Raw genomic sequence first — 12,119 nt, forward strand, 5'->3', positions numbered from 1 at the left:
GATCATCTTCGTAGTAGCCCAGCACTACTTGCAGTAATTGTACAAATCATGATTGTTCATATTAACCAGAGCATGGTTAAAGGTGATAGGAAGCGTCCCTTCCTAATCATGATTGATGAAGCATGGAAATTACTATCTGGCAAGAGATCTGGAGAATTTATTGAAGAAGCAGGTAGAATTGCAAGAAAATACAACGGCTCAATAACGCTTGCTACTCAGCAATTAACTGATTACTTCAGGGAAGCAGGCTCAGCTGCTGAAAAAGCTTTTGAGAACTCATCACATAAAGTCATTTTAAAGCAAAATCCTGAAAGCTTTAAAGCAATGAGAGCAAACCCCAAACTTGCAGGTTTTGTTGATGAGGATTGGAAGCTAAATTTACTGCAATCAATTCACTCAAATCCACCGCATTATAGTGAAACAGCGATTTATGGACCAAGTGTTAACGGAGTTGTAGCAAGATTAATGTTAGATCCATTTACTCTGATGCTAACATCTACTAATGCTAGGGATTATAGGGCTTTAGAAGATAGAATGATTGCAGGAATGAGCGTTACAGATGCCATCAATAATATATTGGACGAGAGAGGCTTAGTTTAAAGTGATTAGAAAATATGGGAAGATATTTAGCTCTAAAAATTATTGTAATCAGCTTTTTTATTTTATTTTTAGCTATATTGCAAGTTAGTAATGTTAATGCAGATGGTGTTAATAAGCTTGGAAAAAGTAAAAGCAGTAAAATATTAGATTATGGTGTTAGAGGTCATGTATTTCCAATTATTGAAAAATCTTTACTAGAGATAATTATGGCGAGGCTCAAAATAGCAAAACAAAATGGCATTTTAGAGAAAATGCAAGAAGAATTTAAAAATAAAGTACAGCAAAAAATTTCTAGACCAACTGCTATCTTAGCTTTAGCAAAAACAAGCATAAACCGAAATTGGCACTATGATCCGAGCTTTATACAAAAGACAGATATAAAAGATCAAGCGGGAAATATCATAGTAAAAGCTGGAACAAGTGTAAATCCTTTAGAGAAAATAAGCTGGGGAGAACCATTAATATTTATTGATGGAGATGATAAGCAGCAGATTAAGTGGGCTAAATTACAAATAGGAAGATTAGTTCTAACCAAAGGAAATCCTATAGAATTGAGGCAGGAACTAAACAAGCAAGTATTTTTTGATCAAGGTGGAATGCTTACTACTCGTTTTAAAATAAAAGCAGTGCCGGCTATTGCCTGGCAGGAAGGCAAATTACTTAAAATTAGCGAAATCAAGATTAATTGAAATATTATAGTATTTAAGTAAAAATTAAGGTGTGAATAACAAATGATAAAATCCGGAGGTAATGTATGAAGAAGTGGCAATTACCAGAAGCAAAGAAAAATTTAGAAAAGATAATAGATCATGTATTACAAGGTCGGGTGCAAGCAATAGTAAAATCTAGTGGAGAAGTAGTATATCTAATCGCAGGTGAGAAAAATAATATGATAGCAGAGCAACCAAAGATAGTTTATCAAGCAAATACAGATTTAATAACTTCTAAAATACACAAGTAATAATGAAATTAATAATGTTTATTATAATTATTTTGCTTGGTAATTATAGTTATGCATCGATTGGCTGCGTAGGCAGGTTTGTAAATCCAATCACTGATGTTTGCTGGAAATGTTTATTTCCAATTACTATCGGAGGAGTAAAAATTGTATCAAGTTCTATGGCTGATACTAATAACCCAAGGCAAATTGTTTGTTTTTGCCCTAAGCCTTCGATTCCGATGCCGGTTCCCGGTATTCCAATTGGATTTTGGGAGCCGGTAAGACTGGTGGATGTAACTAAATCTCCGATGTGTATGGTAAGCCTTGGAGGCATTAATCTTGGTACCAGCATGCAAAAAGGTGTTAAGGATGACATAGAGGGAAGTAGCTTTTATCATGTTCACTGGTATATATATCCGGTTATTTACTGGCTTGAGATCTTACTTGATTTTGCCTGTTTAGAGATGTCACAAGTAGATATAGCATATTTAACTGAATTTGATCCATTATGGGGAGATGATAATAAGGTTGCTATATTAAATCCTGAAAGTTTATTATTTGGAAGTATTGCAGCTGGGTCAGCTTGCATAGCTGATTGCATTAGCTCTAGTTCTGGTAATCTTTCTAACGATGCAATGTTTTGGTGCTGTGGCTGTCAAGGTTCTCTTTATCCCTTTACCGGTACAACTAGCTCTCATAATGGCGGAGTTGGAACTTCTGCATTAATAGTTGCTAAATTTATGGCTAAGTTACATAGAGAGTTGTTATTATGGGGATATATGGGGAGTAGCGGATTATGTGGTAAATATCCAATGCCAATAATCAAGAAGAGCCAATATAGACTGCAGATGACTTACCCTATACCAGAGGTGCATTCTTGTAAAAAGATTGGTGAGACTGAAATAAGCTGGCAGGGTGCATGCGAATTCCCGGTTAAAGGTGAGGATTTTGGTTATTTGATCTGGCGTAAACGCAGTTGCTGTTTATTTTGATTTGTAAAATTTTTATAAAATTGAGAAGTATGCAATTTAACCTAAAAACAATAATTTTAACTAGTTTACTAATTTTAGGTAGCACAAATGTTTTGGCAGAGCAAGAAGAATTATTACAGGAGATAATACAGCCTAAAACATATAATCAAATCTACATTTTTATCTCATTTTCAATGCCTGATTCAGCATTAAAGAGTTATTATGTTGCAGCAGAACGAGCGGGAGCAAAACTTGTAATGCGAGGTCTAAAAAATAATTCTTTTTTAGATACTAAAGCACAAGCTGATGAGATTGGTATTAGTTTTGATATTAATCCAAATCTATTTGAGAAATATCAAATTACTTCTGTACCGGCAATAATAGTGAATAGTGAAGACAAGGGAGTGAAAAAACTAACCGGTCACATATCATTACATGATGCATTAGAAATTATGAACAAAGAAAATTCATGAGGTTCACGTTTTTATCAATAATTATTGTATTGTTCAGTTTTAATGCAATTGCTAACATTCAAGATAGTTATAATAGGGCTAAACAATATGAAAATAGTATCAGGCTTGGCAATCCTGATCAAATGGGCAATAAAGTAATATTTGATAAAGACGTAGAATTTCAAATTTAAGTAATATGAGTGATCAAGATTTAACAAAGCAAGGTAGTCAAATGTTAAATAATAGTTCAGCAGGTCAATTACTACAACAAAGTGAGCTTAAAAAAATAGATGCTTCTCAAGAATACGACCTTAATACTCAAAATCCATTAATTTAGTAATTCAGCTAAGATTGAGGCAGATCCATTAAGTCATACTGAAGGGACTGCACTTAATGCTAGTGAAAAAGTAATTAAGACTAAAATTACTAAGAGTTGCAGCGAAGGAGTAGAATTTGAAGTAGATATCATCAGGAATCTCATACTAGATGCTGAATTAATAGATAAATGGGGAGATTGGCAGGATAAAGCAATAGCATTTTTAGGCCTTGAGATAAGTAATAGCCATCGTCACTGGCTTTATCCTGTCTTTTGGAAAAAGAAAAGAAGTTTTGGTAAGCGTAAAACAATATACAGCATGCATATGCATAATAATCAAGCTATAATGCTTGATGTAAGAGCAGTAATTGCCGGTAAGTTAAATACTTCTCTTGATCACATTGATACATATATCGGCATTTCTCCTCAAGGAGAAGGAGCATTAACTGAAGGCTGGGATAGAGATATAGTTAAGTGGGATAGATATGTTTTTACTTATAAATATCGTGATAAAATCAAGGAATTTAGAGAAAAAGGTGAATACTTCCAAATAGTAAATGAGCTTTCAGAAGCTTTGGTTGAGGAAAATGAATGCCATGAAATAAAACGGACATGTCTTGAATCTGGTAATAAATTATTTTTTAATCAATACAATGTTAATCGCCCATGTTGGAGCGAGCAAATTAACTATCAATGTAGTAGTGAGCCAAAAGATGGGTGTCATCATTTAAAGCAGCAATGCTGTGAATTAACAAGAAGTAATTGCGTTAAACAATCTGCGAGTATTTGTTTGCAGTGGAGGCGAGATTACATATGTATAGCCCAGAAAAAAGAGCTTAGCTCTTCTATAGCAGGATCACAAATGTTTTGTTTAGGAGGGGATTGTCATACTGCAACTATTGTGACTAATACTGATATGGGGAATGTTGGGTATTTAGCGATGTTAAATGAAATGAAAAAAGATATGCAAACAAATCCGATTTCAGTATTTAAAGGGCATGCCAGCAGTTGCCGCAAAGTAAATATTGGTAATTTTCTTAATTGTTGTTCTGGGTTTAAAGGCTGGGGCAAGGATTTAGGATTAAGTAGGTGCAGTGCAGAAGAAAAAGCCTTAGCCTTAAAAAAAGCAAAAGGTCAGTGCTACTATGTTGGTACATATTGTGCTAAGAAAGATAAAATATTTAAGACATGTATTACTAAAAAATCTACTTATTGTTGTTTTAATTCAAAACTTGCAAGAGTATTTCAAGAACAAGGCAAAAAACAATTAGCTATTAGTTTTGGTACGGCACAACATGCTAATTGCAGGGGGTTTACAGTAGAAGAGCTGCAAAGAATAGATTTTTCTAAGTTTGATTTAGAGGAGTTATTTAGTGATTTACTTGATCATGCTAAAAGTAAAATGAATAAGAGTTTTCCACAACAACTAAAAAACCAGATGCCTATAATACAACAACAAAGATTTAATAATAATCATACTGATTCAAATTTATCCTATTAAAATAATGAAGTGGCTGGTAAACATAGCAAATAAATCATTACTAGCCATTACATTACTAGTAATTAATTTATGGTTATTAATCAATGATTGGGCAAATCATGCATTTGCTGGTACTATGGAGTTAGATAGTAGTAATAAAAATGAAATGATCAGGTTTAATGTAAATAATCAGTTTTGGCAACAACCTCAAGGGTTTTTATGGTATAACGAGGATCATGCTTACAAGCCAGAAATATTAAAATTTTCTCAAGATAAAAAAAATCAAAAGCCAGAACTTGAGCCTTATGATCAAAGGATAGAAGCTTTAAAGAAGGAATTTAATAGAGCTCAGCGTCAAGCTCTTGATAATCCAACGCTTGAAAATGTCATTATTGCTCAAAGGTTACATAAACAAATTTTAGAAAAATCACATAAATTTGCTACCATGTGGCAACTAGCAACGATATTAGATTACAAGCTAGTAAACATGGATGAACCAGTAAATTCCTTACATAAAAAATTATATGAAGTAAGGCAAGAAGAAGAAAACAGCAAAAAACTAAGATTGTTAGCTAAGGATTGGGGATTAATTCTGCAAGTAAATCAAGGATGTGAGTATTGTCATGCATTTACTCCCATTGTACTAGAATTTGCCAATAAATATAAATTTCAGCTGTTATTTGTCTCCAATGATGGAGAAAATTTTGAACATATAAAAACTACTAGGGATACTGGGTTGCTCAGTCGTCTTAATCCTACAAATTTTGTTCCGGTATTGTATTTAGTGGATAGCAGTGGCAAACAAATATATCCAGTTGCAAGAGGAATTATTAATGAAGATAAATTGCTAAAAATATTTTATTGATAGTTCAGCACTATAATGGACTAAAGGTTAGTGATTATGATTGGTAACAATAAGTTTAGAAGAGTGATCTACATAAAGCATGTGATGCATATTCTCATGATAGTTTTATTGTTACAAGCCACAATATCTTATGCTTGGGATTTACAGGATGTATTTGAAGGGATGAGTGTTAATGTAACGAAACCTGGTTCATATCAATCTCAAGCTGCTGGCTATTATGCGGCAGGAGGGTTATCTATCAGAACTAATAAAACATCTTTCAATCCGATTTCTATTACTCCTCCCTCGTTAAACATGAGCTGTAGCGGTATTGATTCTTATCTTGGTAGTTTTTCGATTATTTCAGGAGATGAGCTAGTCCAGCTGATGAAAAATATAGGCTCGCAAGCAAAAGCTTATGTATTTTCATTGGGCCTTAAGACCTTTGCTCCGCAAATAGAAAATGCCTTAAAAGATTTAAAAAATCTTGCTATGGAAATGAATCAATTTGCTAAGGGAGATTGTGAAATGACTAAGGCTCTTTTTGCTTCCATTTTGCCTAAAGATTCAGCCATGAGAGAATCAGTTTGCAAAGATTTACAATCCAGCTCTGGTTTGGATTATTTTGCTGCCGGCAAAAAATGTCGTAGTGATTTAGAGCAGAAGCAAGCTTTAGCTAGAGCCCAAAATAAAGATCCAGAATTAATGCTGACAAATTATAATATTTTCACTAAAGCAGCAGACAAAATAGGAATACCTGGGGATATGAGAAATGCCATCATGTCAATGACTGGAACTATAATAGTTCGAGATGATAATGTATATTTCTTTGAATCACTTGCTCAAGATGAAAAAAGCTGGATTACTCATTTAAAAGGCGGAGAGTCTGCTTCAATTTATACTTGTGATAATATTCATTGTTTAAATCCAGCTCTAAGACATAATATTACTATTGTTCCAGAGCAATCATATCAAGGCAAGGCTAAAACCAAGCTAGATGAATTAAAGAGCAAACTTGCAAGTAATAATGAATTTAATAATGCCGATATTACTTTCCTATCTTCAATAGGGGAAGCATTTCCAATATATGATTATATTACTTTAGAGGCAATATCTGGAGTAACTATTTTAGATAGTTCTTCAGAATTAGTTGCCAGTTAAGTGTGCTGCAGCATTTAAAGGAGGTAATCTCAGAGGTAAGAAAAGCAGTTACCATGCTCAAATCAAAGCAAGTAGCAGATCATCATTTAACTGCCTACTTAAAAGCTTTAGATCGAGTACAACTTCTTGCTCAGGAGAAATGGAGTAATATGCTAACAAACAGCGATCAAATAGAGCGAAGAGCAAGATTAATAGAACAACATTTAATCGCCAAAGAGAAGGCTTAAAAATTAATTATAAATTAAATTAGCAAGCAGATAAGCACAAGTACCAAAATAAGCACAAAGCAGATAAAAAATAAAAAGAATATGACAGATTACGTAATACATACATTTGGTGGAGGAGATATATTATGGCAAGTTTTTAATGGTATAGGAAGAGTATTTGCCTCAAATAGTGAGTATTTTACACCGGTAGGTAAATTTGCTTTGACAATTGGTGGTATTTGGGCAGCAACTCGTGCTATTTTTAGAGGTAATATTGGTATTTTTGCCATGGAGTGGTTTTTTCCATCCTTATTTATTTTTATCTTTTTATTTGCTCCAAAAGCAAATGTATGGCTTAAGGATGAAATATCAATGCAGGTTCCTGTGAAAATTGATAATATTCCAATAGGTGTTGCTTTATTTGCGTCAGTATCATCAAAAATAAGTTATTCCTTATCAGAGACGCTCGAAAAGCATTTACTTCCACCTGATGAAGGGTTATCAAGCAGGAAGAATGGGATTATGTTTGGGGCAAAAGCTATTGGTAAAATCAAAGATATTCAAATAGAGGATCCAGTAACTTTAACCAACACAAAAGAATTCTTAAGACAATGTTTTATGAAACCTTACATCATCGGCAATATTTTAGGTAAAAAAGCAGAAGCACAAAGAGCCAGTGATATAATGGCTTTTATCGAACAAAATATGCCTAATAATTTTGGCATTTACTATAAAGATCCAAGTAATTCTGCTATTTCTTTTAAAACCTGCAGGCAGGTAACTCCTTTAATTAAGGCAGCATTAATAAAGAATTAAATGATGGTTTTACTCAATTTGCAAATATATAGGATTAGCTCGTAGCAAGAGATTTAGCGAGAGATTAAAACTATGACTCTGACACGCTAAAATATCTGAAAAAAGAGCAAACAGATATTCACCAGTGGATGAGGCAAGCAATGCTGCTTAATGCTAATCGTGAAGCTTATGATGACTTGCGAGAAAAATTCTCACTTTCTAGAATATATCCTCAGTTAGTTAGTATGAATGCTACCCGTGGATTATTTCAGCAATCATTTTCTTACCTGGTTGCAGGAGAGATGGCAGCAAATATAATGCCTATCTTACAATCAGTATTTTTTGCCTTGGTGATTTGTCTTATTTTTGTAGTATTTCCAATGTCGATGCTGCCAGGCGGTTATACTATCTTTAAAACCTGGATAACCTTGATTATTTGGGTAACTAGTTGGCCAGTATTTTTTACCGTGATTCATTGTTTAGGCATGATTAGCCTAGCCGGTAAAGGCGTGAATCACCTTACTGGTTTAAATATCTTATCGCAGGGGAGTTTTTCAGAAATTCTGTTGCATGAGTTTGCAACGTTTCAGATGTTAGCAGCTTCAGTTCCGATGTTATCCTGGGCAGTATTAAAGGCTTGTGCCCATGCAACTACTACTTTGGCTAATCAATTTTCTCCAGTACCTGTTGCAAGTAATATTGGTACTAATATTGCTGATAATAACCTTTCTATGGATAATTATAGCATCGGTAATAAAACAATTGCTCAACAAAATCTTACCCCAACTCTGCAGTTAGCCGGAGGAATTATTGATGATGGAGGAATGAGAGTGACTAGTACTTATAACGGTAGACAAGTACTAACTGAGGCAGTAGACTCACTTGTTAACAATTACCGCTCCTCTAAATTATTGCAAGATAGTTATCAAAGTCAGTTTATGAGCTCACAAAGTTATCTTGACTCATTAAATAACAGGTATAGTGATTTAACTACTACAGGAAATTCTATAGCAACTGAAATAGGTAAAAGATTAAGCTATGAAGAAGCAAAATCTATAGGTATTACTGATAGCCAGTATCTAGCCTTGCAACAGATGAATTCAGATAGCATCGCTGCTACTGATCATACAGGTAGTAGCAATAAAAAAGGAACTGGTACTAGTGCCGATATAGGTTTAAATATTCCTAGTCTGGGAGGAACAAAAGTTGCATCACGTAATGATCAAGAACAAGATCAAGGTAAATCTGTTAACCAACAGCAATCATATAATGAAGCATTGTCCAAGATTAAAAGTGCTACTAAAGATGGCAGATTAGGTCACACAAATAGTGATCTGCATTCACTTAGTAATAATCTAAATAATAATTTTTCTGAGCAACAGTCTGTAGGGCAAGAAATAGCAAGAACTAAACAAAATATCGAGCAATTAAGCTATAATATGAATTACGTGTCTCAAAACTCCGCTTCTATTGATCGCAATTTAAATGAGCCGGTATTAAATAGCATAATTGCCAAAAATATCCCTGGAGTAAGTAGTAAAGAGCAGGCTGCTATGTGGGCGAGTACTCATCAACAAGAAGCTGAACAAATAGCTTTAAACATAGCTAAAATTAATAATACTATACCGCAAAACTTAAGCTCAGTAAGTAACATCAATATTCCATCTAAAGAAAGCTTGCGATCAAGTTTTGATAAAAAAACTAAACAGTTAAATGATCAAGCTGCTATTAGTAGTATTGATGATAGAAAAAATGATATTTATGATACAAGTATAGAACAAATGCTTATTCAAAGTACAGATAATAATGAAGTAGAAAAAGTAAATACTCTAGAGCAGTTATCTGATAAAGTAAAATATAAGAGGGAACAACTTGAAGATGAATTTAATAAAACTCCTAAATCAACGATTATAAGAACTGGCCAGCAAATAGCAGATAATATTGGCATTAGCGATAAGGCGATAAAGAAAAGAAATATTAAACTACCAGGCTATAAAAATGAAAATAATTAAAAAGAAATCTATACAAAATATCAAAAAATTAGCATTCATATTTATCTTACCATTAATATTTTTTAGCCGTGCTTTTGCAGAAAATACCACTAGTATTGTTAATGAAAAACCACAACCAATAGATCCACAAAGCAAGATTCAAGATCCCAATATTTTAGCAGAAGAGTATTTTAATATTGGAAGATCTCTTTATAAATTAGGTAAATATGAAGAAGCAATTAAAAATTATAATTTAGCCATTAAATATAAAACTGATTGTGCTAAATGCTATAACAATAAAGGCATGACTTTAAATACATTAAAACAATACCAAGAAGCAATAGACAATTATGACTTAACTATTAAGTATGATTCTAGTTTTGCAGAAGCATATAATAACAAAGCAAATGTATTATGCACAATAGGAAAGCATCGTGAGGCAATAATATCATACAACCTCGCTATAAAAAATAAGCAAGACTTTGCAGCAGCTTATAATAATAAAGGTAGTGCATTAAATGACTTAGGAGAATACCAAAATGCAATAGAAAATTTTGATACTGCTCTTAAATATAATCCTAGATATCCGGAAGCTTATTACAACAAAGGAATATCTTTGATGTCTTTATGGCAACATCAGGAAGCGATAGAAAACTATGATTTAGCTATTAAATATAAATCTGATTATGCAGATGCTTACAACAATAAAGGTGCAGCTTTAATAAACTTAGGAAAATATCAAGAAGCAATTGAAAACTGTAATATAGCCATTAAATATCAGCCCAATTGTGTAGAAGCATACTATAACAAGGCTATCTCTTTAAACATATTAAAAAAACATCATGAAGCAATAGAAAATTGTGATTTAGCAATCGAATATGATCCTAATTATATAGCATCATACTTAGAAAAAGGAGTATCTTTTAAAAAATTAGGTAAATATGAAGAAGCAATTAAGAGCTACGACTTAGCTATTAAGTATAAATCTGATTATGCTGAAAGTTACTTAGAAAAAGGTATTGTTTTAGTTAATTTAGGTAAACATAAAGAAGCTAAGGAAAATTTTAATTTAGCTCTTAAATACAAACCTAATCTTATAGAAGAATATGAAGCAATAATTAAAGCTTTAAGAAAATTAGGTAATGATCTTATGGCTGACGAGTTTGAAGAAAAATTAAAGATAATGCAAGATAATTTGTAATTGGATGCAACAAAATCAAAATAATTTTACTCGTGGTTCTCAGATTTTTGCTCATCAGATGAGAATGCTTGGGCAAGGCAGTATTAATGCTTTAATGATTGGCTTGGTATCTGTTGTAGTGTGGTTGATGTTTCGTACATTTCAGAAATTATCTTTGATAAGTCTATATTATTTTATCATAGAACGATACGTACAATTAAAACTTGCTATAGGAGAATATTTTTATCCTATAGATCAAATAAGTATTCAATTCTATTATTTAGAGCAAAAAGCTTGGGTTTACCGTAATGCTGAAGAATTTGTTCATAAATTTTGGCATGTTACACAGCATTCGCATAATATCAATAAATTTGGGCAATTTTTATTGCATTCAGCTTGGCAAGAAGGTATTATTACTTTTACTATTGGTCTGTTTACTGCTATCATCTTTTTTATGTATCGAGGTAAAAAAGCTGTTATTCAAGATAAGATCAGGGGAGCAGATTTTGTAGAAGCAGGTACTTTAGCAAAAATGCTTTATAAAAACAAACAAGCTGCTAATATTTGCTTTTCTGGGTTGCCATTAGTTAAAAATAGTGAAAGGAGACATATTCTTATTACCGGTACTACAGGTAGCGGTAAAACTAACATGTTAAATGAGCTATTACCTCAAATTAAAAAAGAAGGTGGTAGAGCAATAATTGTTGATTTAACAGGTAGCTTTACTGATAGATTTTTTGATCCAAAATGTGATAAGATACTGAATCCTTTGCAAGAGAATAGTTCAGCATGGCTACCGTGGAATGATTGTCATGAAATTTGGGATTATAATGATATGGCAAGTAACTTTAGTAATTATAATCCAAAATTAGATGACTTTTTTGCTAAAAGTGCTGAGCTAGTATTAGCTGAAGGATTAAGATTATATCAGGATAGTAAAGACATCAAAAAGCTAATAAATACTATTCTTTATGCAAATAATAAGGAATTTGTTAGGATCTTTAAAAATAGTGCAGTAGCCGGTATAATTAGCAGTAGTGCCCCTGAGACTTCCTCAGGTATTCAAGCAACTATTAGTAAAAATATTGAAGTGTTGCAACATTTAAAGCCTGATGGTAGTTTTAGTATTAGAAAGTGGTTTACTGCGGACAAGGGTTGGTTATTTATAACTAGTACTCCTAAT

Annotated in this window: 9 protein-coding genes and 3 pseudogenes; all 12 read left to right on the plus strand. The window is 32.7% G+C overall.

Annotated elements, in window-relative coordinates:
- Nucleotides 1-600 (plus strand): ATP-binding protein (locus RAT170B_RS09285; RefSeq protein WP_409994164.1); only part of this gene is annotated, 600 nt, incomplete at its 5' end.
- A 14-nt stretch (nt 601-614) separates the two neighbouring features.
- The gene (gene traW / locus RAT170B_RS07210) at nt 615-1,289 is read left to right on the plus strand and encodes a type-F conjugative transfer system protein TraW (protein ID WP_045806012.1); all 675 of its coding nucleotides are present in this window, start codon (nt 615-617) and stop codon (nt 1,287-1,289) included.
- Nucleotides 1,290-1,354: 65 nt separating this feature from the next.
- Nucleotides 1,355-1,561 (plus strand): type II toxin-antitoxin system prevent-host-death family antitoxin, encoded by a 207-nt coding sequence (locus RAT170B_RS07215; RefSeq protein ID WP_045806013.1) that lies wholly within the window; start codon nt 1,355-1,357, stop codon nt 1,559-1,561.
- A gap of 2 nt (nt 1,562-1,563) precedes the next feature.
- Nucleotides 1,564-2,532, plus strand: coding sequence for a conjugal transfer pilus assembly protein TraU (traU, locus tag RAT170B_RS07220; RefSeq protein ID WP_045806014.1), 969 nt, complete (start codon nt 1,564-1,566; stop codon nt 2,530-2,532).
- Between the two features lie 29 nt (nt 2,533-2,561).
- Nucleotides 2,562-2,984, plus strand: a complete 423-nt coding sequence (gene trbC, locus RAT170B_RS07225; protein ID WP_045806018.1) for a type-F conjugative transfer system pilin assembly protein TrbC — start codon at nt 2,562-2,564, stop codon at nt 2,982-2,984.
- Between the two features lie 175 nt (nt 2,985-3,159).
- Nucleotides 3,160-3,300 (plus strand): hypothetical protein, encoded by a 141-nt coding sequence (locus RAT170B_RS11875; protein WP_261368779.1) that lies wholly within the window; start codon nt 3,160-3,162, stop codon nt 3,298-3,300.
- Between the two features lie 304 nt (nt 3,301-3,604).
- Nucleotides 3,605-4,780, plus strand: a complete 1,176-nt coding sequence (traN, locus tag RAT170B_RS07230; protein ID WP_261368780.1) for a conjugal transfer protein TraN — start codon at nt 3,605-3,607, stop codon at nt 4,778-4,780.
- A gap of 1 nt (nt 4,781) precedes the next feature.
- Nucleotides 4,782-5,671: pseudogene (locus tag RAT170B_RS07235) on the plus strand (conjugal transfer protein TraF).
- Nucleotides 5,661-6,991, plus strand: a pseudogene (locus RAT170B_RS07240) (conjugal transfer protein TraH). Before RAT170B_RS07235 ends, RAT170B_RS07240 begins: the two co-directional pseudogenes overlap by 11 nt.
- Before the next feature lie 81 nt (nt 6,992-7,072).
- Nucleotides 7,073-9,777, plus strand: a pseudogene (locus tag RAT170B_RS07245) (conjugal transfer protein TraG N-terminal domain-containing protein).
- The gene (locus RAT170B_RS07250) at nt 9,764-10,957 is read left to right on the plus strand and encodes a tetratricopeptide repeat protein (protein ID WP_045806015.1); all 1,194 of its coding nucleotides are present in this window, start codon (nt 9,764-9,766) and stop codon (nt 10,955-10,957) included. Before RAT170B_RS07245 ends, RAT170B_RS07250 begins: the two are co-directional and overlap by 14 nt.
- Before the next feature lie 4 nt (nt 10,958-10,961).
- The coding region (locus RAT170B_RS07255) for a type IV secretion system DNA-binding domain-containing protein (protein ID WP_045806016.1) at nt 10,962-12,119 on the plus strand (1,158 nt) is incomplete at its 3' end.

The organism is Rickettsia argasii T170-B (assembly GCF_000965185.1).
GTDB classification, from domain to species: domain Bacteria; phylum Pseudomonadota; class Alphaproteobacteria; order Rickettsiales; family Rickettsiaceae; genus Rickettsia; species Rickettsia rickettsii.